The sequence below is a fragment of the Rhodospirillales bacterium genome, from assembly GCA_020638175.1.
Taxonomy (GTDB): domain Bacteria; phylum Pseudomonadota; class Alphaproteobacteria; order Micavibrionales; family Micavibrionaceae; genus JACKJA01.
This window is the reverse complement of record JACKJA010000002.1, coordinates 23,377-45,407: the sequence shown is the minus strand read 5'-3', so window position 1 is coordinate 45,407 and position 22,031 is coordinate 23,377. Positions and strand designations below refer to the sequence as shown.

Annotated in this window: 14 protein-coding genes, 2 tRNA genes, 3 rRNA genes and 1 pseudogene; 16 read left to right on the top strand and 4 right to left on the bottom strand. The window is 53.2% G+C overall.

Translation table 11 applies throughout. The features are described from left to right. The first annotated feature begins 14 nt into the window (after positions 1 to 14). Both H6868_00240 and H6868_00235 read left to right on the top strand, forming a co-directional pair. Entirely contained in the window at positions 15 to 1,691 is a 1,677-nt protein-coding gene (locus H6868_00240) for a uroporphyrinogen III synthase HEM4 (GenBank protein ID MCB9987741.1), read from the top strand. A 53-nt stretch (positions 1,692 to 1,744) separates the two neighbouring features. Then, complete coding sequence (locus tag H6868_00235) at positions 1,745 to 3,103, top strand: heme biosynthesis protein HemY (protein MCB9987740.1); 1,359 nt, start codon at positions 1,745 to 1,747, stop codon at positions 3,101 to 3,103. 95 nt (positions 3,104 to 3,198) lie between these two features. On the opposite strand, the gene H6868_00230 is transcribed toward H6868_00235, so the two are convergent. Both H6868_00230 and H6868_00225 read right to left on the bottom strand, forming a co-directional pair. Continuing rightward, positions 3,199 to 3,978: a rhomboid family intramembrane serine protease gene (locus tag H6868_00230; GenBank protein ID MCB9987739.1), complete on the bottom strand. Its 780-nt coding sequence runs from the start codon at positions 3,976 to 3,978 to the stop codon at positions 3,199 to 3,201. Between the two features lie 489 nt (positions 3,979 to 4,467). Beyond that, positions 4,468 to 4,713: pseudogene (locus tag H6868_00225) on the bottom strand (hypothetical protein). A gap of 207 nt (positions 4,714 to 4,920) precedes the next feature. On the opposite strand from H6868_00225, the gene H6868_00220 reads away from it, so the two are divergent. From H6868_00220 to H6868_00190, 7 genes are all read left to right on the top strand, one after another. Beyond that, positions 4,921 to 5,442 carry a hypothetical protein gene (locus H6868_00220; protein ID MCB9987738.1) on the top strand — a complete coding sequence of 174 codons (522 nt, stop codon included), beginning with the start codon at positions 4,921 to 4,923 and terminating at the stop codon, positions 5,440 to 5,442. Between the two features lie 152 nt (positions 5,443 to 5,594). Further along, complete coding sequence (locus H6868_00215; GenBank protein MCB9987737.1) at positions 5,595 to 6,392, top strand: sulfite exporter TauE/SafE family protein; 798 nt, start codon at positions 5,595 to 5,597, stop codon at positions 6,390 to 6,392. Continuing rightward, positions 6,382 to 7,620, top strand: coding sequence for a hypothetical protein (locus H6868_00210; GenBank protein MCB9987736.1), 1,239 nt, complete (start codon positions 6,382 to 6,384; stop codon positions 7,618 to 7,620). The genes H6868_00215 and H6868_00210 overlap by 11 nt, the downstream gene beginning before the upstream one ends. A 4-nt stretch (positions 7,621 to 7,624) precedes the next feature. Continuing rightward, positions 7,625 to 8,854 carry a glycosyltransferase family 4 protein gene (locus H6868_00205; protein ID MCB9987735.1) on the top strand — a complete coding sequence of 410 codons (1,230 nt, stop codon included), beginning with the start codon at positions 7,625 to 7,627 and terminating at the stop codon, positions 8,852 to 8,854. A gap of 11 nt (positions 8,855 to 8,865) precedes the next feature. After that, complete coding sequence (locus tag H6868_00200) at positions 8,866 to 9,708, top strand: chain length determinant family protein (GenBank protein MCB9987734.1); 843 nt, start codon at positions 8,866 to 8,868, stop codon at positions 9,706 to 9,708. A 127-nt stretch (positions 9,709 to 9,835) separates the two neighbouring features. Further along, on the top strand, positions 9,836 to 10,648 hold the full coding sequence (locus H6868_00195) for a glycosyltransferase family 2 protein (GenBank protein ID MCB9987733.1): 813 nt from the start codon (positions 9,836 to 9,838) through the stop codon (positions 10,646 to 10,648). A gap of 27 nt (positions 10,649 to 10,675) precedes the next feature. Next, a complete protein-coding gene (locus H6868_00190; protein ID MCB9987732.1) occupies positions 10,676 to 11,050 on the top strand; it encodes a hypothetical protein in 375 nt (124 codons plus the stop codon). On the opposite strand, the gene H6868_00185 is transcribed toward H6868_00190, so the two are convergent. Beyond that, complete coding sequence (locus H6868_00185) at positions 11,033 to 11,785, bottom strand: glycosyltransferase (protein ID MCB9987731.1); 753 nt, start codon at positions 11,783 to 11,785, stop codon at positions 11,033 to 11,035. The genes H6868_00190 and H6868_00185 overlap by 18 nt on opposite strands. A gap of 15 nt (positions 11,786 to 11,800) precedes the next feature. Then, positions 11,801 to 14,347 (bottom strand): SLBB domain-containing protein, encoded by a 2,547-nt coding sequence (locus tag H6868_00180; protein ID MCB9987730.1) that lies wholly within the window; start codon positions 14,345 to 14,347, stop codon positions 11,801 to 11,803. Positions 14,348 to 14,946: 599 nt separating this feature from the next. On the opposite strand from H6868_00180, the gene H6868_00175 reads away from it, so the two are divergent. The 7 genes from H6868_00175 (at position 14,947) to H6868_00145 (ending at position 21,844) form a co-directional block, all read left to right on the top strand. Next, positions 14,947 to 16,448 (top strand): 16S ribosomal RNA (locus H6868_00175). Between the two features lie 116 nt (positions 16,449 to 16,564). Further along, positions 16,565 to 16,641, top strand: a tRNA-Ile gene (locus tag H6868_00170). A 10-nt stretch (positions 16,642 to 16,651) separates the two neighbouring features. Continuing rightward, positions 16,652 to 16,727, top strand: a tRNA-Ala gene (locus tag H6868_00165). Positions 16,728 to 16,940: 213 nt separating this feature from the next. Next, a 23S ribosomal RNA gene (locus H6868_00160) occupies positions 16,941 to 19,678 on the top strand. Positions 19,679 to 19,771: 93 nt separating this feature from the next. Next, positions 19,772 to 19,886 (top strand): 5S ribosomal RNA (gene rrf, locus H6868_00155). The 16S, 23S and 5S rRNA genes sit together here with 2 tRNA genes alongside, the layout of an rRNA operon. Positions 19,887 to 20,135: 249 nt before the next feature. Beyond that, entirely contained in the window at positions 20,136 to 21,434 is a 1,299-nt protein-coding gene (locus H6868_00150; protein MCB9987729.1) for a GGDEF domain-containing protein, read from the top strand. 191 nt (positions 21,435 to 21,625) lie between these two features. After that, positions 21,626 to 21,844, top strand: coding sequence for a cold-shock protein (locus tag H6868_00145; protein MCB9987728.1), 219 nt, complete (start codon positions 21,626 to 21,628; stop codon positions 21,842 to 21,844). Positions 21,845 to 22,031 lie beyond the last annotated feature (187 nt).

The following is a 22,031-nucleotide window of genomic DNA, read 5'->3' as shown; positions in this document are numbered from 1 at the left end:
AAGGATCGAGACGAATGGCTGCAACAAACGGAAAAGACGATTTTGAGGCTCTGGAAAACGCCGAGGATATTATCGAGCGTTTTGGCGGTATTCGTCCGATGGCGAAAAAAATGGATGTCGCCGTGACAACGGTGCAGGGCTGGAAAAAGCGCGGTGTGATCCCCGGTAACCGCCGGGCCGATGTTTTGAGCGCGGCACAGGTGCATAAGGTTGATCTGGGCGATTTGACGGATGGCAAGGGCATCGCTAACCAAAACGATTTTAGTCAATCTCTGGAAGCCGCTGAAAAAGAATTACCATCGAATCAGGCGCGTCATGATGCTGCGATTGCGGCGGCCAGTGAAACGGCCAAACAAGACGAAGCGCGCGCGTGCGGCTTGTCGGGGACACTGACAGGAGAAGAGTTGATGAACGAGATCAGAAAGGCTGAGAGCAAGGCCGTTGGAAAAAGCATCTGGTTGACGGTGTTTTTGATTTTCGTGGCGTGCGGAACGATTACAGTTTTGCTGTGGCCCGGTAAACAACAAATCGAACAGCAAGGACAAGAGATTGCCGTGATCCGCGGTGATGTTGCCGATGTGAAAAAAGAGCAATCGTTCCTGAAAAAACTGGTGCCTGCCGATATGCAGGACCGTATTTCGGCCTTGAGAGATCAGGCTGAATCACTTCAGGCGACGGTAACGACTTTGAGCCAGACCGCCCAGGGATTGGCGCAGGATATGACGGATCCGAATGCCGGTCCGATTTCCGCTCGGATCGGGCGGCTGGAACAACAAATGACGGCGCTGGGTGCGCCGGCCGACCTGACGGCTGTGCTGGCGAAATTGCAGGCCCTTCAGCAAACGGTCGAAGGACAGACACAGCTTTCGACGTCTGTTACCGATTTGCAAAATCTGGTGTCGGGTTTGCAAGGACGGATGGATCATCTGGACGGCGCTTTGATGGAGGCGCAGCAAGAAGATGATGCGCTGGGCCAGACGCTGGAAGGCGTGTCGGCTAACGATTTGAAGGCGGCGGCGATGCTGCTGGGCCTGTCGCAGTTCCGTTCGTCCCTGAACCGTAATGCGCCTTTTGAGGATGATCTGGTGTTGTTGCAAAATCTGCTGGGGGATGACGATCCGGAATTGAATCTGGCGATTGAACGTCTGGCGCTGCAAGCCAGCCGCGGTGTGTTGACGCCCGATGGTTTGTCGAGTGAGTTCCGGGGGCTGGCCGGGGATATCGTTGTGTCGTCCCTGAAAGGTGAGGATGTATCCATTCAGGAAAAAGCCAAGGCGCGGCTGAACGATGTTCTGCAGGTCGAAAAAGACGGTGAGCTGATTACCGGCACTGATACGCAGGCCTCTGTTGCCCGTGCTCAGAAAATGCTCGACGAGGGCGATGTGCCGGGGGCGTTGGCTGAATTGAAAGCGCTGGAAGGCGAAGCGTCTGTAACGGCCCAACCCTTTATCAACGAAGCGGAGATGACTTTGATGGCACAGGAGCTTCAAAGCATGCTGACGGAAAAAGTTGCCAGCCGGGTCGATGCGGGCGGGCAGGGGCTGAATGCCGCTGACCTGAAACGCATGCTCCGGGATATTCAGGGAATGGCTCCGGCGCGCAAGGTCGTCGGTGACGAGGAGAGCGGGATTTACATTTTGCCGCCGCAACCTAAAATGCCGTCTTTGCCGGATATCTCTCTGGATCGTTAGGTCTTTAAGGGATAGACTGTATAGACAAGTCTGTTCTGTTCAAGGAGGGCGCAGTGCTTCGGGCCCTGTGGTTTGCAATCAAAGTCGGTTTTATAATGGGCGCTGCCGTGTGGGTGGCGAACCGTCCCGGAACGGTGGCTCTTAGCTGGCTGGGTTATGATGTGCGCATTCATGTCGGGTTGGCGCTGATTGCGCTGCTTTTGATGGGGCTGTTGTCCTCTTTTATTTTCCGTTTATTGATGATTCCCCGTTGGTGGCGGCAACGGCGGCAAAGAAGGCAGTCCGAAAAGGGCTACCGGGCGCTTACCATCGGGATGAGTGCTGTGGCGGCCGGGGATGCCCGGATGGCGGCGCGACAGTTGCAAAAAGTTCAGGCTTATTTGCCCCGGAATACGGGGCTGGCTTTGTTGCTGGAGGCCCAGACCGCCCGGTTGCAGGGGCACAATGTACAGGCGCAGCAGGTGTTTGAAGAATTGCTGGGCAACAAGGATACAGCCTTTTTGGGGCTGCGGGGCTTGATGATTGATGCTTTTGAAAAGGGTGATGGCCAGAGATCGTTGGTACTGGCTCGGCAAGCCTTGCAGAAACACCCCAAACAGCCTTGGCTTTTGCGGATGGTTTATGATCTGGAAACAGGGGCCGGTTATTGGGATGAAGCGGAAAAAACTTTGAAAAAAGCTCTGCGTTACAAGGCGCTGTCGCCGGAAGATGCTCGCCGCGACGGTGTTGTACTGGCGTTGTGTCAGGCGGAAGAATTACTGGCGCAGGATAAAAAACGTCCGGCTGTGGCTTTGATGAAAAAAGCCCATAAAACCGATCCGGCTTTTGTTCCGGCGGCCTTGCGGCTGGCGGGGTACTACAGGGACCAGAAAAAACGGAAGCTGGCTGCCGGTGTCGTGGAACGCACATGGAAGGAAAGTCCCCATCCAGAGCTGGCGTTGTTGTGGGGAGAACTGGCCCCGAAAAACAAGCCGCATGACAGCGGCGTTCGTTTGCGCTGGTTTGAAAAACTGGTGGCGGCTCATCCGAAAAGTGTCGAAAGCCAGATGGCGGCAGCCCAGGCGGCACTGGAAGATCAGCTTTGGGGGGAAGCCGAGCAGTACCTTAAGGCGGCGGAACGCCTTCAACCCTCGGCGCGACTGTACCGTTTGTGGTCACGGCTGGCTTTGGCGGAGGGGCAGGGCGATGAATCTCGTGAATGGCTGGAGCGGGCAGCTGATGCGCCGGCCGGGAAAGTCTGGTCTTGCCGGGAAACCGGGCAGATATTTGAGCGCTGGCGCCCGCTGTCCGGGCCGAACGGACCGTTTAATACGATCGAATGGGGGTATCCATCGCGGGCGGCGGGGGCTTCCGAGGCGGTGGGTGTCGCCGCCGGTCTTCATCCGCCCCGCGCGCTTCTTTTCAATGTATAATCGTTAAATTCGAGATATGTATCACGAGGTACGTACCGCGTAAATATACTGGTTTTGCAAAAGGGATAGAGGTTTCTTAGGCGGTTAAGGGGGGATTACAACCGTAATCGCATCACAGGTTTCAGGAGGGCGATGCCTGCGAGAAAGCCCCCGATATGGGCTATCCAGGCTACGGTCCCCCCACCGGGCGCACCTATAAAGCCGAACAGGACGGAAATCAAAATCCAGACAACCACCAGTGTGACAATCCGCTGTTTGTTCGCCGGGCCGCCCATAGCGCCCCGCTGGTTTAGAATCAGCAAGGCCGCTCCGAACAGGCCGCTGATCCCGCCGGATGCCCCGATTACCGGTTCCGGGCTGCCCAGATTAAATAGTAAATGGACAAGGGCGGCACACAGGCTGGAGCCAACAAAAAGAATCAGCATTTTCCGGCTGCCGATCCAGCGTTCCATTCCCGATCCGAACGCCGCCAGCATGACCGTATTAATCAGGACGTGTGCCCAGCTGCCGTGTAAAAGCATATAGGTTACGGGTCCGATAAAGGCCGGCCAGTTGAGGGCGTGATCGCCGCTGTAAAGGGCGGGGACAAAGCCGAACGTATCAATGATCTCGTAGCGCTGAACAGGGTCAAGCAGGCTCATAAGGGCGTGGATGCCCAGAAATACCAAAGCCAGGGCCTTTGTTACCGGCGGCAGATTAATCAGCGGCTCTTTTGGCGGGCGATTTTGTTCCTTAAATTGGTTTTGCCATTGTTTTTCCTGCGTTTCCGTATGTCCGGCGCGCTCCCGCGCCGTCGGCAGGCGGATAATATTGTCCCCATCCGCCGGCGGGAAGAGCTTATCATTTGAGCCGTTTTCGTCATTTTGATTGTCCATGGAATCACTTATACACGAACAAAGCCCCTCTGGGGGAGGGGCTTTATCATCCTACGTTTGTGTATTGGCAGGAAATTTCTATCCCGGGCCCATGGCGCCGAACATAATCTCGTTTTTCTCGCGGTCGTATTTGTAAACCTTGTCATAGGTTTGACCGTCTTTTTTCTGCATGAATTCCGGCGGAGTGACTTTGGTAATGAACTTCCCGGCCTGCGCCAGCATTTCCGTCGGTTTGATCTTGGCGTGTTTAATTTGCTCGATCAGCGATTCGAGAACCGCACCCATGGCTTGCTGGGCGATTTCCTTACCCATCACGACCATTTTTGTGATGTCGCCGACGGATGGGATTTCCCCCGCGACAACCTTGGAAAAGGCGCTCAGGGATGTTTTTTCTTCTTTCTTTTTCGCCGGTTTTTTACCGCCGCCACCGCTTTTGCCGCTGCTGCCGCTTTCGGAGCCTTCTTCCTCGTCATCATCATTGCTGGCCTCGATATCCAGATATGTGGCAGCCTGGAAGCTGACAGGGTAGTTAGACAGTTCTTTCGCATCCAGCGTACGGCCGCTCAGGCCTGCCTTGACTTCAATGCGCAAGGTATCCTGACTATGCCAGTCATAGACAACACAGTGGCTTTTGAATTCACCGGGTTGAGCCAGTTGTTTGACAACCTTTTTACCGGGGTAAAGTTGCTCGTTCAGTCCGGTGCTTTCCAGAATTTCCTGAATGTTTACTTTCATTTTTCCGCTCCGTTTCCTGTCTGTCTATGCGTTATTATTTTACGGAATTGATTTTATATTGGTCTGAAATGGTAAAGAATCAGTTAACCGTGGCAAAGAACATGGATTTGCAGGCGTTTTAGAGGAAACTTTGTCTGTGGCATGACAACTGCTATAATAATGAATATGGGCTTGTACCGTGTACAACAAGAGGAGGAATGTCAGGCGATGAAAGCATGTTTTTCGATGAAATGGTTGCTGATGGTGTTCATGGTAACGATGGTGGTCGGTGTTTTACTTCCTCATGATGTCTGGGCGCAGGATAATGAGAAGAAGTCCGGTATCTTCAGTATTTTTAAGCGGTCGGATAGCGGCAGCAGTGAGAATCGCCCTATTTTTTTAAAGCCTAAAACGTCGGATAGCGCTGCGACAACGACGCCCGAACGTCGCGACGTTAAGCCTTATGATTTCCAGCAGAACAAAAAACAGGCCGCATTTTCTCCCCAAACCGGGGAAATGGACGACTGGGATAAAGCGCGCCAGCAAACATTTTTTTCCAATATGGATGCGGCTAACCGTAACAATCAGCAACAGAGCGCGGCTCTGATGACGACTTATGATACTGAGCGGCAACAAACCAAGGCGCCACAAGGGCAAGCGGGTGCGGCGGCAGGCAGTACCAATAAAAAAATGATCTATAAAAAGCAGGATAGAAAGCCGAGCGCGCCTATTCGCCTGTACGGAAACTAGATTTATTCAATCATTATCGCCGGGTTTTTTACCGTTCTTCTTGGCACGATGCCATGGGAACGGTAAGCTGCTGTCTTGATGACGGGTAATCTGTGGCAGGGCATTCAATGGACATTATAGCGGCCAGCGGCTTTACGGCCCTTTTTCTTTTCCTGATACCGATTGGCATGTTGGCGGGATTTATGGCTGGATTACTGGGGGTTGGCGGCGGCATTATCCTGGTTCCGGCGCTTCATTATCTCTTTATCGTCTCTGGATATGGCTCGGATGCCATGATGCATATGGCGGTGGGGACATCTCTGGCGGTTATTATTCCGACAGGCCTGTCATCGGTGCGTGCTCATTGGCACCGCGGCGCTGTCCGTCTTGATTTATTAAAGGCGATCGGGCCGGGCATTTTACTAGGCGTGATCGGCGGAACATTCATTGCCGGGGTGATATCGGGCGCGGATCTGAAAGCCTTTTTTTCGGTGGCGTTGATTGGTCTGGCTCTTTTGATGTTGCTTGATCCCGCGCGTTTTACCCCGTTTTTACGATTGCCGCCCCAGCCGGTTCCTGTTCTGACCGGCAGTGTTATTGGCGTCGTATCGACGTTGATGGGGATCGGTGGGGCGACCCTCAGCGTTCCGTTTATGCGGTGGTGCCGGGTCGACATGAAGGAAGCTGTCGCGACGGCTTCGGCCTTGGGCGTTATTATTGCAATTCCGGCGACGGCGGGCTTTCTCTTTCTGGGGTGGCAGGAGAAAGAGACCGAAATTTTGCCGCCTCTGAGTTTGGGGTTTGTTAACGGCCTTGCGTGGGCGGTTCTGGTGCCCGCCAGTGTCGTAGCGGCGCCCTGGGGGGCGCGGGCGGCTCATGCTTTGCCGGTGCAACATTTGCGAAAACTGTTTGCTTTTCTGATTGCTGTGCTGGCCGTGCGTATGTCGTGGGAGGTGTGGTTTGGCGGTTGATCTCGTCCGGGCGCCGGGCTTAACGAGAGAGGGAATCCCCGATATCTCGTGGCGTTTTTTGAGTGTCCCGGTTTTAATCTGTGCTGTGATTTTGTACGGCGTTGCCGGATCGCCGACACCCGATACACCCGGTATTACCGAGATTGTAATCGGCGGTTTGCTCGGGCTGGCCGTGTTTTGCAGCGGCGGGGTATGCAAGGTTGCCGGACCGGCCAAGGAAGGGTGGGTGCGGGCCGGGCGTATCCTGATGTTTTACGGTTTCAGTATTCCGGTGCTGGGCGGTGTCATGGCCGGTAACGATTTATCCCTGATGATCCGCGATCTTATTCCTTTTCTGTTTTTATTGTTGCCGTTGATGATTGATCTGCCCGGCGATGTCAGCACCGCGCGGCGGGTGAGTGCGGCGCTGGTGTTTTTGGGGCTGGCCTTTTCGGTCCGGGTTTTGACTTACTCCCCGACGGCGCCGGAAGATGTCGTTGACCCCTATTATCTGGCCAATGCCCCGACTGTTTTGTTTGCCGCCTTGTTATTGATCGGAGTTGCGGGAAAGCAGCTTTATATGCGTTTTTCCGCGGGATCGTTGATGCAGGCGGCTGTTTTGCTGGCGATGGCCGTTGTGCCTCTTCTGGCGATGGCGCTGGTGGTCCAGCGGGCGTCTTTTGGCCTGATGGGGCTGGCGGTATTGTTCTGGCTATTGATCGGCGCTGTTAAAGCGCCGCGGCGGGTTTTTGGGCCGTTTTTGATCTGTACAGTTCTTCTTATACTGGGCTGGGGGCCGGTGTCTGTGTTTATCGAAGCGCTCTGGCACAAGACGACGCTTGTTGGCATGAACATGCGCTGGCAAGAGGCGCAGGCCGTGTTGGCGCTGCTTTCTGAATCGCCGCTGACGGTTTTGTTTGGCAAGGGGTGGGGGGCGACGTTTGCTTCACCGGCTGTGGCGGACATTACCGTGAATTATACGCATAGTTTGCTTACCACATATTTCCTGAAAACGGGATTGACCGGGCTGGTGATGGTTATCGTGTACCTGGGGTATCTGGGCTGGGAATTATGGCGGATGTTATTTATTTTTCCGGTGGTGGCTGTGGCCTTGGCGGCGCCGTTTTTTATTGATACGCTGCTTTATGCCAGCTTTAAGTCGTTTGATTTCGGTTTGCTTTTATTGCTGATAGTTTTGTGGAGAGCTGTAAGCTCCGGGTTGAATAAGACGGTAGATTCCAGTACTTAAAATAATGCCTGATAAACCATCCATCATGTTTTTAAACCGGGTTTATGCCCCTGCGCGCGGCGCTACCGGTAGAATGGCGCGCGATCTGGCGCGCGCGTTCGTGGCGGCCGGATGGCGCGTGACCGTTGTAACCACGGGCCCGAAAGCGGCCCGCGAAAACGATGGCGAGATCAGGGTTATCCGCGTCAAAGGGCCGGACAGGGTGCGCAGTTTTACGGGGTATCTGCTGATATGGCTGAAGATATTTTTTAAGGCGCTGTTTTTACAGCGGCATGATCTGATTGTAACGATGACGGACCCGCCGTTTCTGGTGGTGGCCGGGCGCTATCTTTCCCGGATAAAGCGCTGTCGCCATATTCACTGGTCACAGGATGTTTATCCCGAACTGTTTCCGGTTTTGGGGGTGCGGGTTAACAAGCCGCTGATGGGCCTGTTTCGCGGGATGACCCGCAAAGCGATTAAATCCTGTGACAAGATCGTGGTGATCGGCCGCTGTATGGCCCGGCATTTTACCCATGCGGGGTTTAGCCCCGGCCGGATTGCCGTTATTCCCAACTGGCCGGATGAGGAGCTGATGGAGGGATACAGCGCGGCGCGGCGGGCGATAAACAAGCCCAAAACCGTTAAGAATGCGCGGCCGTTTGAAGAGCAGTTACGTGATGGCTCAGAGCCGAAATTCAGGGTTCTTTATTCGGGGAATATGGGGCGGGCGCATCCGATCCGGACGATTATCAAGGCCGCTGAGATATTGAACCGGAACCATCCGGAAATTGAATTTGTTTTTGTCGGGGACGGTCCGCAATTCGATCGTCTGGCACAGGAGCGCGCCAAACGGGAGCTGACCAATATTCGCCTGATGCCCTACCAGCCCTTGGGGAATCTGAAGGACGTCATGGAAAGTGGTGATGTACACCTGATTTCCATGAAGCATGAAGCTGCCGGATTACTGGTGCCATGCAAGCTGTATTCGGCGCTGGCGGCGAAGCGGCCCTGTATACTCGTCGGTCCCGATGATTGCGAGACAGCCAAGGTCATCAAAGATTTTTCTGCCGGCAAGGTCGTGGCTCAAGATAAAAGCGATGAGCTGGTGAAAGCTATTTTGGAATACCGCGACAGCAGTGAGAGCTGGTTTGCCGCCCATGAGGGCGCGGCCAAGGCGGCGCAGGTTTTTGTTCCGACTGAAGCGACGAAGGCTTTTATTGAAAGGGCGCTGGATGTGGTGCGCAGTGCGTAAGGGGCGTAAATATGACGCATAGAGAACCGGATATGGCTATGTTTTTGGCTGATTTCTGGCGGGCCAAAATCTATATGTTGGTTGGCGGCGGTTTGGGGATTCTGGCTGCTGTCGTTTTTCTGATGCTGGCCGTGCCGCATTACAGGGCGACGATGTTGATCGCGCCGACGACCGGACTGACGGCGGTGGATATTACGGGGCTGTTCCCGCATAACGCCAGTTTTGCCGCTGAGTACGTCGCGCAAAATCCGGGGCCGCGCGAATCGACGGATTTTATGCGCTTTGAACAAATGCTGCGCGGGGCGTCGGTGGCGCGCAGCCTGTATCAGGATGATGTTATTCGCCGGGGTGTCGTGCAGGAGGCGTCATTTAGAATGTCCGCGCCAAAGGATTTGCCATCGCCGGCCTATCTGGCGGCTTACCTGCAAAAACATGTGAAGATTGAGCCTGTGGGGCTGACGCCCATGCGGCGGCTTGTTTACGATCACCCGGATCCGGAGTTTGCGGCTTATTTGCTGCTGGCCATGCACAGGGCTGCGGATGACCTGATACGGGCTGATATCGCCGGGAAGTCGGCGCAGCGCGTAGCGTGGCTCAATGAGGCTTTGGGGCGCGCCGTTCACCCCGATCACAAACGGGCGCTGGCGGCTTTGTTGATCGAGCAGGAGCAAATCCGGATGATTTTGGCGATGGATGAGCCTTTTGCCGCGGCGATTACCGAGACGGCGGCTTCATCGCCGCGTCCGCTGTGGCCTCCAAAAATGCTGGTGATTTTGACGGCTTTGTTTGCCGGGATGGTGTTGGGGTATGGTTTATATGTCGCTCGTAAGACGACGAGCGGGCGGCGAGACTAGGTCTTTCGTGCGGCGGATGGCTGTGTCATGTGATACGTATCACGAGGTACGTACCTCATTAATTTGAAATTTTTGTTTTTTATCAGGGCGTTGGCGGGTGTTTCGGCTGCGTTTTGTGCGGGGAGTGATGATGAAAGGCGGGACTATTCCGGTATCGGTGATCGTTGTCACCAAAAATGAAGAGCCTCATCTGGCCCGGTGTCTGGCGGCGTTGTCGGATTTTTCCGAAGTCATCGTGGTTGATTCAGGCAGTGCCGATAACACAGCCGCCATCGCCCGGCAGGCCGGGGTACGGGTTGTCGATTTTATGTGGAATGGCCGTTATCCGAAAAAACGGCAATGGTGTCTCGATCATCTTGAGCTGGCTCATGAATGGGTGTTTTTCGTTGATGCCGATGAGGTCGTGCCGCCCGATCTTGTGATGGAAATCCGCCGCCTTGATTTTGCCATGGCCGGCTATTTTGTTAAGGGGCGTTATGTCGTTAATGGCAAAGTGCTCAGGCGCGGATTGCAGAACAATAAATTATGCCTGTTTGATCGCCGAAAAATAGAATTTCCCGTGGTGGACGATCTGGATTTACCCGGTATGGGCGAGATCGAGGGGCACTATCAACCGGTTTTGAAAAAAAGCGGGGCAGGGGAAGCGCCTGTCGGCCAATTAAAAACGCCGCTATTGCATTATGCTTTTGACGATCCGCGTGCATGGGAGAGGCGTCATCAGGGCTATGCCCTGTGGGAAGCCGGGATGATTGCCCGGAAGGCCTATCCCCGTGACCCGGTTCCGGCGCGGGAGGTTTTAAAGGGGCTGTTCCGGGCTATGAGGTTGCGCCCTGTGATCGCTTTTCTGCATTGCTATATCGTCAAAGCCGGATTTCTGGATGGCCGGGAAGGGCTGTTACTGGCGCAAAGCCGCCATCGCTATTACCGAATGTTGACATAAGGATGGCTTCTGACATAGGGTTTCTTTATGAAAACAGATGACGGTCGTGCTTTACGGCAATATTTCAAGCGATATACAGGGATTCGTCCTGATAAAATTGACCGGGCGCAGCGGGAAAATCCGGCCGTGGTTGACCGTCTTTGCCAAGAGATTAAGCCGAAATTTGAACAGTCGATGGAGTTTGCGTCAATGGGGGTTGCTTGCGCCATTTTTTCTCTGGCGGCGAATAGCTCTTTTTTACCGTTTCAGCCTTCCTTTTATCAACGTTCAGGGGTGGCGATGGTGGGGCTTAGTATTGCTTATTATATTTATGCCAACACTAAAGGCCGTCAGCTGCTGGATTCTGTTTTGTCCAGAAAGAAATCGGATCCCGCCGAGCCGCCGTTAGCACCGCGTCCGTAGGCGCCAGTAAAACGCCGGGGCATTGTCTTTCAATAATTGAGCGGCGATTTGTTTTCCCGTGATCGCGCTGTTTAAAACCGGATTAAGGCCCAGAGTGGCTTTGCGGATTGTGAATTGTTCGCTGCGGGCCAGCCGGGTGCGTTGCTGCGACAGGCCACCGGCTTCGAACAGGCAGACGGGCAGGGAGACATATAAAGCATCGCCAGCGCTGGCCTTTAAAACCCGCAGTGTGAAATCATAATCGGCGGCAATTTTATAAGACAGGTCATAGCGCCGCTCGCCGATCGCCGCGCGATTGTACAGCATGGCCTGATGGTGGGTGAACAGCCCCCATGCGGCCTTTTTGTGGGGGCGGGCCGGTTTAAGCGCCGGAGATTCTCCGGGGCGTTCCTCCAGCGCGTCACCATAGATCAGTGCCGGTTTGCGGGATTTTAAGGCTTCCCTGATCCGGGCCAGTGTGTGAACGGTGGCCAGTTGGTCCCCGGCATTGAGAAAAAGCAGGTAGTCGCCCTGCGCGCGAGTGATGCCTTTGTTCATTGCATCGTAGATGCCGTTATCAGGTTCGGAAACCCAGCCTTCGGGCAGATTTTTAAGATAATCCGCGGTGCCGTCCGTCGAGGCGCCATCAATGATGATCCATTCAAAATCCCGGCATGTCTGGGGGATCAGGGAACGATGCGTTTTCTGGAGTCCTTCCAGATTGTTCCGGGTAACGGTGATAATCGAAAATAACATGGCCGGAGTTTGATCTTAATGACTCAGATCGTCAAGCCAGATGCCGGTGATTGCCAGATTGGCGATGATCTGGCTGAGATCGCGGGCCGTTTCAATGAAATCAAACGGTTTGGGGTCGCGCGGGACGACGATGGTTGAGCCGGGCGGGATAAATACGGCCCGGTGGTTCCAGTTGCTGATCTGCAGGGGTTGGGCGCTGCCGTCCGGATAAAGGACGAAGGCGCGTTCCTTGTCGGCGTGGTAGGTCATGCCCCCGGCTTCGGTAATGTAATCGCGCGGGTCTTTGTCTTTGCGGAATTGCAGGGCTGCCGGAGACAACACTTCGCCGTTGACACGAACCGTCAACGGGCGTTTGGGGATATAGATACGGTCGCCGGTCTCCAGAAGGATATCCAGCTCCGGCTGTGACGATAAAATGCCGGGATCGGATTCGACGGTGATGCGCCCGACGGCCTGTGCCTGTCGCAGCTGGCCGATCAGCTGCTGGACGGCGCTGATCTGGGTGGTGTCGGGCTGTTCTTTTTGCTCCAGCGCGGCGGCGAGTTTGATCTCCAGATCCTGAGCCTGCATGTGGAAGCGGGCCTCTTCGGCTTTGCGTTCGGCCTCGCGGCTGAAAATCGCCCCGGCGGGGTAGGCCTGTTCGGTCAGACCGCCGGCGCGGGCCATCAGGTCGGACATCTTGTCGCCCGGCAGTAAATCATAGCGTCCCGGATGCAGAACTTCGCCGATGATCAGGACGCTGTTTTCCCCATGATGGATGTATTTCTGATTAACGCGCACGGCATCCCCGGCGGCGATCGTGATGTCTTTAGGGTTGGTTTCTTTTGTATCTATGGTCAGGCGCTGGATGGAATTTCCTGAAATGTCAGCTTTACTATCGGAGGCGGTGACCTCGATGTTTGATGTATCGGCGTCCAGTGTCATGCCGCCGGATACGGCCAGAATGTTATCCAGTGTCACGCCTTCGGCCACTGGCCATTCACCTTCCTGCCGGACGGCGCCGCGGACATAGGCGGAGCGTTCCCGTAAAAAAGCGGCCAGAACAGGATCGGTGATCCGGTCGTCGTCTATTTCCGGGGCGGAGCCTTCTTCTTTGCCTGGGATGTCTTTGCTGTTTGTTTGAAGATCCTGTATCTGGGCACGGGAAAACAGGTGAACCACATCACCGTCTTGTAATTTACTGTCGAATTGTCCCTTTAAAACCAGCAGGGGCGGGAAGGCAATCATTTCGGCGGCCAGCTGATCGCCATTCCAGCGTTCGATCACACCCATCAGCGGATAAATGTCCGGGCCGAAGACCTTGTCATCGGACAGGAGAGCCGCCAGCGTTTCGGCTTTATTCAACGCATGCAAACCGCCGCGGCGGGTATGGCCGGTCAATTCGACCATATGCCGGCGCTTTTCATCGCTGGCCTGAACCATCAGGATGGTGCCGTCGCGGAATGTGGCGGCGTAAGGATCAGTGACTTCGCGGATGCTTTCCTGGCCGTCTGTCGACAGGCCCATATCCAGAAAACGGTTTTCGCCAGGCGAAAGAATGCCGCCCGCCATGGATAGCATATCCTCCAGATTAAGCGTATCGCTGGTTCTGTCCGGTTTGTGCCACATGCCGGACAGGCGACGCTGGATTTCGTAGATGCCGGGGCGCTTGATGTTTCCGGCGATTCCTACGGTCGGGCCAATCGGCGGGACGATGATCCGGTCGCCATTGCGCAGCGACAAATCCATTCCGGCGCTGCCGTGAATCAGCAAGCCGTAAAGGTCTATATAAGTGCTGCGTCCATCCCGGACCAGTTTGATCTGGCGCAGGGAGCCGGTTTTCTCAACGCCGCCGGCTTCCATCAAGGCATCAAGAACCGTATGAAAGACGGTCAGGTTCTGGCGGCCGGGCTGTTTGACGTGACCGACGACCAGAACCCCGATCTGCCGGACGGCGTCCAGAGAGATATAGACTTGAGTGTTGTGGAGTTGGGCGGCATAGGATTCCAGCTGGTTGCGGATATTGCCGATGGTCTGGCCGGATGCCGAGAACGGCGGTAGGTCGTCGACGATCAAAAGCCCCTGACGGTTGATTGTATAGGTTTTCGAATCAGTGCGCTGGCCGCGAAAGGTGACGGTCAATGTGTCGCCACTGCCCAGAACGAAATCATCCTGCACGGCGCCGCCGGGGATGTCAGTCGCGGCGGCCAGATTATTGATCGTCCCGAACATATCGTATCCGAATTGTTCCAGTTGATCGACGATCCGGCCGGAATAGCTGGCTTCCAGTGCGGAAACCGGTTGTTTGGTTTCCCGGTCTATTTGATGGAGGACGTCCATTGTATGGTGCGGGGTTATAACCGGGCGGCTTGGAACGTCCTCGCGGGCGCCGGTAATATCCATATCGGCCATACGGACGTTTTGTTTCTTTATAGCGGCAGCGATGTCCCTGGTTTGATCGGGGTTGTTGTCCAGCCATGACGGTACAACCGGAAAACGGGTTTCGGCCCGGGCGCCGGTAAAAGACGTTGTCGACAAGATCAGGCCGATCAGCAGAAAAAATAATATAGAGCGGGTTATCATTATATGTGCTTTGATAAAGAAAGGGCGGAAAGCCTATGCAAAGTATATCCTGTCGGAGGGGGCGTGTGAATCCTTAGAAAGGTATTATTCACGCTAAAATGAAAAAAAATTAAAAAAACTTTAAAAAGATGTTTGACAGGAAAATACAGCCGGTATATAAGACCGACCTCGGCAGCGCGAAGGACCAAATTTTGAGGTTCAGACATCAGTCAGGCGCTGCTTTTTATTCGCCCAAATTTTGGTGAATAAGTGTTGACGAAAGAATCATCTGGTTATATATAGATGCTCATTCGTCAATAACGACGCGCGGGTTTTCCCGTGCTTTAAGTGTCCCCCTTAAGGGATGCGCCGGTTCTTGTACATCGTTGATAAGGAAAAAAGGGATACGCAGGCAGCAGTGCGTTGGTTTGTACTTTATGTATGAATTAATTGATGTGTTGAATACGTCAGAAAAACGACCTGCTTGTTTTGTGTATCGCTAACTATAGTAACTACAAGTTACGTGTAAGCAAGCAATAAAGCTAAGCAGGTCCTTATATATTGACTTCTGTTAAAGAATGTCTTTATGGACAAATTAAATTCTTTGAGCAGATGGAATCAAACTTTAGAGTTTGATCCTGGCTCAGAACGAACGCTGGCGGCAGGCCTAACACATGCAAGTCGAGGGAGAAGCTATCTTCGGATAGTGGAAACCGGCGCACGGGTGCGTAACACGTGGGAATCTACACCGAGGTTGGGAATAACGCATGGAAACGTGTGCTAATGCCCAATAATGGCTCCGGCCCAAAGTTCCGGCGCCTCGGGATGAGCCCGCGCCTGATTAGGTAGTTGGTGGGGTAATGGCCTACCAAGCCGACGATCAGTAGCTGTTCTGAGAGGATGATCAGCCACACTGGTACTGAGACACGGACCAGACTCCTACGGGAGGCAGCAGTGAGGAATATTGCGCAATGGGGGCAACCCTGACGCAGCCATGCCGCGTGAGTGAAGAAGGCCTTAGGGTTGTAAAGCTCTTTCAATGGCGAAGATGATGACGGTAACCATAGAAGAAGCCCCGGCTAAATTCGTGCCAGCAGCCGCGGTAATACGAATGGGGCGAGCGTTGTTCGGAATCACTGGGCGTAAAGCGTATGTAGGTGGTCAAGAAAGTCGGGAGTGAAATCCCAGGGCTTAACCCTGGAACTGCTTCCGAAACTCCTTGACTAGAGTCCCGGAGGGGCCAGCGGAATTCCGAGTGTAGAGGTGAAATTCGCAGATATTCGGAGGAACACCAGTGGCGTAGGCGGCCAACTGGACGGGAACTGACGCTGAGGTACGAAAGCGTGGGGAGCAAACAGGATTAGATACCCTGGTAGTCCACGCTGTAAACTATGTGTGCTAGCTGTTGGAGTCTTTGAGGCTTCAGTGGCGCAGGGAAACCATTAAGCACACCGCCTGGGGAGTACGGCCGCAAGGTTAAAACTCAAAGGAATTGACGGGGACCCGCACAAGCGGTGGAGCATGTTGTTTAATTCGAAGCAACGCGAAGAACCTTACCTACCCTTGACATACTTGTCGCGATTTCCAGAGATGGATTTCTTCAGTTCGGCTGGACAATGTACAGGTGCTGCATGGCTGTCGTCAGCTCGTGTCGTGAGATGTTGGGTTAAGTCCCGCAACGAGCGCAACCCCTATCGTCTGTTGCCATCATTAAGTTGGGCACTCTGACGAGACTGCCGGTGATAAGCCGGAGGAAGGTGGGGATGACGTCAAGTCATCATGGCCCTTACGGGTAGGGCTACAAACGTGCTACAATGGCTGTGACAGTGGGCAGCAAGGCGGCGACGCCAAGCTAATCTCCAAAAACAGTCTCAGTTCGGATTGTACTCTGCAACTCGAGTGCATGAAGTTGGAATCGCTAGTAATCGTGGATCAGCATGCCACGGTGAATACGTTCCCGGGTCTTGTACACACCGCCCGTCAAGTGATGGGAGTTGGCTTTACCCGAAGACGGTGTGCTAACATTTGAGGCAGCCGGCCACGGTAGGGTCAGCGACTGGCACTAAGTCGTAACAAGGTAGCCGTACGGGAACGTGCGGCTGGATCACCTCCTTTCTAAGGATGTGTTTGGCATATCTTGCGCTGCTGTCTACGTATTCCTTTTTTCCGAAGTGAAAGAGATCGGCCGGTCTGGGCTAATAAACCGGCCCGTGCGGGCGGATAGCTTTTAAAGAGCACGGGCTCGTAGCTCAGGTGGTTAGAGCGCACCCCTGATAAGGGTGAGGTCGCTAGTTCAAGTCTAGCCGGGCCCACCACCTTTTCTAAGGGCCCATAGCTCAGCTGGGAGAGCGCCTGATTTGCATTCAGGAGGTCTGCGGTTCGATCCCGCATGGGTCCACCATTTCTCATCAAAGCATCCTTTGGATGTTTTGACGAGGAATATGAATTCCTCGGTTCTTTGTACATCGTAAATAAGTTTGAAAAGACGATCATACGTTTTTGATGAGAAAACGTATGATTACTCCAATGTCTAACTAAAAATGTTGAGAATATATTCAACCACTAGCAGATGATGTTCGTTGCTTGCAGCGGATTTGATTCTGTGCGTGATTTGAATTCAAGCGTTAAGGAAGGGCATCTGGTGAATGCCTTGGCGATCAGAGGCGATGAAGGACGTGGCAGGCTGCGATAAGCCTCGGGTAGGTGTCAACAACCGTTAATCCGAGGATCTCCGAATGGGGAAACCCACTCTTTTAGAGTATCTTGCAGTGAATACATAGCTGTAAGAAGCAAACCTGGGGAAGTGAAACATCTCAGTACCCAGAGGAAAGGAAATCAACCGAGACTCCGTTAGTAGTGGCGAGCGAACGCGGACTAGTCCAGTGGCATAGTTGTAAGAACGGGAAGTGTCTGGAAAGTCACACCAAAGTAGGTGATAGTCCTGTACCGGTAGAAAGCAATTATGTCCTTGAGTAGGACGGAACACGTGAAATTCTGTCTGAACATGGGGGGACCATCCTCCAAGACTAAGTACTCCTGATCGACCGATAGTGAACAAGTACCGTGAGGGAAAGGTGAAAAGAACCCCGATAAGGGGAGTGAAACAGACCTGAAACCAGATGCCTACAATCAGTCGGAGCGGATTTATTCCGTGACGGCGTACCTTTTGTATAATGGGTCCGCGAGTTAGTCTTACATGCAAGCTTAAGCCGTTAGGCGAAGGCGCAGCGAAAGCGAGTCTGAATAGGGCGAATAGTATGTAGGATTAGACCCGAAACCCGGTGATCTAAGCATGGGCAGGTTGAAGTTGCGGTAACACGCAATGAAGGACCGAACCCACTTCTGTTGAAAAAGAACGGGATGACCTGTGCTTAGGGGTGAAAGGCCAATCAAACCGGGTAATAGCTGGTTCTCCGCGAAATCTATTTAGGTAGAGCGTCATGTCTTACCCTGGGGGGTAGAGCACTGGATAGGCTAGGGGGGCGCGAGCCTTACCAACCCTAACCAAACTCCGAATACCCAGGAGTACAATCATGGCAGACAGACCACGGGTGATAAGGTCCGTGGTCGAGAGGGCAACAGCCCAGACCTACAGCTAAGGTCCCCAAATAATGGCTAAGTGGAAAAGGATGTAGGAGGTCCATGACAACCAGGAGGTTGGCTTAGAAGCAGCCATCCTTTAAAGAAAGCGTAATAGCTCACTGGTCTAACAGACCTCCCGCGCCGAAGATGTATCGGGTCTTAAGCCATTTACCGAAGCTTAGGGTGCATTTATGCACGGTAGCGGAGCATTCTGTAAGCCTGCGAAGGTCCCCCGCGAGGGTGGCTGGAGGTATCAGAAGCGAGAATGCGGACATGAGTAGCGACAAAGAGTGTGAGAGACACTCTCGCCGAAATCCCAAGGTTTCCTGCGCAAGGCTAATCCGCGCAGGGTAAGCCGGCCCCTAAGGCGAGGCGGAAACGCGTAGTCGATGGGAATCAGGTTAATATTCCTGAGCCAGTGGATGTGTGACGGTGGCCGTAAATCGTATCTTCTAATCGGATTGAAGATGCGGTGAAGGACATCCAGGAAATAGCCTCCACAATAGACCGTACCCTAAACCAACACAGGTGGGATGGTAGAGAATACCAAGGCGCTTGAGAGAACCGTCCTGAAGGAACTCGGCAAATTACTTGCGTAACTTCGGGATAAGCAAGCCCCGTATTAAGGCAACTTTTTACGGGGGGCACAGACCAGGGGGTGGCGACTGTTTATCAAAAACACAGGGCTCTGCGAAGTGGCAACACGACGTATAGGGTCTGACGCCTGCCCGGTGCCGGAAGGTTAAGAGGAGGTGTGAAAGCACTGAATTGAAGCCCCGGTAAACGGCGGCCGTAACTATAACGGTCCTAAGGTAGCGAAATTCCTTGTCGGGTAAGTTCCGACCTGCACGAATGGCGTAACGACTTCCCCACTGTCTCCAGGGCGGGCTCAGCGAAATTGAACTCCGGGTTAAGATGCCCGGGACCCGCGGTTAGACGGAAAGACCCTATGAACCTTTACTACAACTTCGCAGTGGCAGCATGATTGTCATGTGCAGGATAGGTGGGAGGCTTTGAACCATCGACGCCAGTCGGTGGGGAGCCATCCTTGAGATACCACCCCTGATTCTTGTGTTGTCTAACCTGCTCCCGTTATCCGGGAGAGGGACCCTGCGTGGTGGGTAGTTTGACTGGGGCGGTCGCCTCCCAAAGTGTAACGGAGGCGCGCGATGGTGAGCTCAGGACGGTCGGAAATCGTCCAGTGAGTGCAATAGCAGAAGCTCGCCTGACTGTGAGACTGACAAGTCGAGCAGTGTGGAAACACGGTCATAGTGATCCGGTGGTCCCGTATGGAAGGGCCATCGCTCAACGGATAAAAGGTACTCTAGGGATAACAGGCTGATAGCGCCCAAGCGTCCACAGCGACGGCGCTGTTTGGCACCTCGATGTCGGCTCATCTCATCCTGGGGCTGGAGCAGGTCCCAAGGGTATGGCTGTTCGCCATTTAAAGAGGTACGCGAGCTGGGTTCAGAACGTCGTGAGACAGTTCGGTCCCTATCTGCCGTGGGAGTTGGAGTCTTGAGAAGAGCTGCCCTTAGTACGAGAGGACCGGGGTGGACGTACCTCTGGTGTACCGGTTGTTCCGCCAGGAGCACCGCTGGGTAGCTATGTGCGGACAGGATAACCGCTGAAAGCATCTAAGCGGGAAGCCCCCTTCGATACTAGGACTCCCTATCAGAGCCGTGGAAGACCACCACGTTGATAGGCTGGATGTGGAAGTGTGGTAACACATGAAGCTAACCAGTACTAATTGCTCGATCGGCTTGAATTTAAATCATAGCGCACAGTATTAAATCCGCTGTCCTTTGGTATATTCTTTGCGACATTTCAGACATTGGTCTTTTCAAATGCGTGTTTAAACGACCTGGTGGCAATAGCGAGAATGAAACACCCGATCCCATCCCGAACTCGGCCGTGAAAAGTCTCAGCGTCGATGGTACTGCGTCTTAAGGCGTGGGAGAGTAGAACACTGCCAGGTCTTTTAAGCCCGTATTTGAACCGTCTTTTCAAACTTATTTACGATTTTACGATGATTTATGCGCCGCGCCGGTTTCCGAGCGCGGTTTTTTTATTATGGGGCGCTTTATTCGGGCTAGCGCTTCTTTTCCGTCCCTGTTAATGTTTTTCAAAGATTTGTGTCGTAAACTAGCGTGTGAGAGATGCGCTCTTGGGGGGATTCCTGACTATAAGATAGTTAAAAGATCAAGGATTGTGTGAGGGGAATAAGATGGAAAACGGCGAAATGGCCGAGAAAATAAAGGCGCTGGCGAATAAAAGCGCTTTGCTTTCATCCTTGTGGAGTAAGGATTTTGCGATCAAGTCTTTGACCGAGGCTTATATCGTTGCTCTTTGCATCATCGCAATTTTCAGTATACAGAGCCATTTCCTGACGTCCCATCTGACCAAACAACAAAAAGTGGCCACCGAGGTTTCCTATATGGTGGCGCGCGAGCGGTCCTTAATTCAGCAAATTGTTTTATCGGCAACCAATCTTTATTTAACCGGCGCCGAGCTGGACAAACAGTTTTTACAGGGCGCTGTTAGTGAATTCGAGACTTTACACAAATCCCTGACGGAAACGATCGAAAAGAAATACAAAAAGAAACGGCGGGTCGGGCACCAGCTCTATCAGGTGTATTTTGAGGTGCCTTATTCCGTTAACGATCATATTTTGGCCCTGATTGAAAAGGCATCGGAATTTGCCACTATTGATGCCCGCCGGGTTGAGCTGCGCAAAAAGTCGCTCGACTTTTTTCTCAAAGAGCTGACCGGTACAACGATGTCGGGCATTGATTATGCTCTTGAAAGTTATCAGGAGGACACGATCAGGGAAGCGGAACGCTATGCTCGCTGGCAATTCTGGAACGTTATGTTTATTTTGACGGTTTTGCTTATGGAGGCGCTTTTTATTTTCCGTCCTCTTGTCAGCCGCACGATACGCTATCAAAAAAACCTGCAGAGGCAGGCGTTTAGCGACCCGTTAACGGGGCTGAACAACCGCCGGGCATTTATGCAGCGTGCTGATGGTCTTCTCGATCAGGCGCAGCGTGAGAGTAAAGCGGTGTCAGTGATGCTGACGGATCTTGATTTCTTTAAAAAGGTTAATGATACCTATGGCCACCATGCCGGGGACCAGGTTCTTAAACATTTCTCCGGTTTGCTGGAACACTCTATTCGGGGCGGTGATATTGCCGGACGTCTGGGCGGGGAAGAGTTTGCCGCTGTTCTTTACAATATGTCGGATAGCGATGCTTTTAAAATTATTGATCGCTTTCGTGAGAAGGTCGCGCAGACGCCCTGTGAATATATAGATGAACACGGCGCGCAGAAAAGTTTGTCCTATACGGCAAGTTTCGGTGTGGTTTCCGTTATAGTTCGTTCTGCGTTCGATGTTGAAGGCTTGCTCCGAAAAGCTGACGAGGCTTTGTATGAAGCTAAAGAAAAGGGCCGTAACCGCGTGATTGTGACCGTTCTTGATGATGGTCATGGAGAGATTGTCGAAGATAAGCCCGCAAAGGCGGTTTAATACATTATTGCGTGCCCTGTGGATTTTATTTGCTCTGTGGATGGTTTTGCCATACGATGTTTTCCACTTTCGTTCTTTTTCAGGTTGTATGGGCTGATAGGAAGGTCTGACTTTGAAAGGCGATAGTACGGCTTATTTCTTTGTGACTGGGCCGGTCTTTACTAATGACTATACTTAAAGGAGAAGGCCCTATGGCAAATTCTGGTACCGTTAAATGGTTCAATCCCACTAAAGGATTTGGATTTATCACCCCGGAGGAAGGCGGAAACGATGTTTTCGTTCATATTTCTGCTGTTGAGCAAGCTGGCTTGAAGTCCCTGTATGAAGGGCAAAAAGTCCAGTATGAAATGCAGGAAAACCGGGGTCGGATGGCGGCATCCAATCTGTCTGTTGTGGAAGACGCTGCTTAATAAACGCGCTTATACACCTGATTATTTTAAAAGGCGGCCTCCTCGGAAGAAGGCCGTCTTTTTGTTCCTGAGTTATCAGATCAAACAGTTTTACGCCCTTTGACGTCCCTCGGTTGAAGGCGTATAAATTTCTCTTTGTTTTTGCAGGTAAGAAATGCGGATTGTCGTCAAAGTAGGAACCGGGTCG

Bases quoted from the DNA above. Each gene is read 5' to 3' on its own strand.
- H6868_00185 (MCB9987731.1), bottom strand. From the start codon at position 11,785: ATGTTATTTTCGATTATCACCGTTACCCGGAACAATCTGGAAGGACTC.
- H6868_00220 (MCB9987738.1), top strand. From the start codon at position 4,921: ATGAAAGCATGTTTTTCGATGAAATGGTTGCTGATGGTGTTCATGGTA.
- H6868_00200 (MCB9987734.1), top strand. From the start codon at position 8,866: ATGACGCATAGAGAACCGGATATGGCTATGTTTTTGGCTGATTTCTGG.
- H6868_00180 (MCB9987730.1), bottom strand. From the start codon at position 14,347: ATGATAACCCGCTCTATATTATTTTTTCTGCTGATCGGCCTGATCTTG.
- H6868_00230 (MCB9987739.1), bottom strand. From the start codon at position 3,978: ATGGACAATCAAAATGACGAAAACGGCTCAAATGATAAGCTCTTCCCG.
- H6868_00240 (MCB9987741.1), top strand. From the start codon at position 15: ATGGCTGCAACAAACGGAAAAGACGATTTTGAGGCTCTGGAAAACGCC.
- H6868_00145 (MCB9987728.1), top strand. From the start codon at position 21,626: ATGGCAAATTCTGGTACCGTTAAATGGTTCAATCCCACTAAAGGATTT.
- H6868_00190 (MCB9987732.1), top strand. From the start codon at position 10,676: ATGAAAACAGATGACGGTCGTGCTTTACGGCAATATTTCAAGCGATAT.
- H6868_00150 (MCB9987729.1), top strand. From the start codon at position 20,136: ATGGAAAACGGCGAAATGGCCGAGAAAATAAAGGCGCTGGCGAATAAA.
- H6868_00195 (MCB9987733.1), top strand. From the start codon at position 9,836: ATGATGAAAGGCGGGACTATTCCGGTATCGGTGATCGTTGTCACCAAA.
- H6868_00205 (MCB9987735.1), top strand. From the start codon at position 7,625: ATGCCTGATAAACCATCCATCATGTTTTTAAACCGGGTTTATGCCCCT.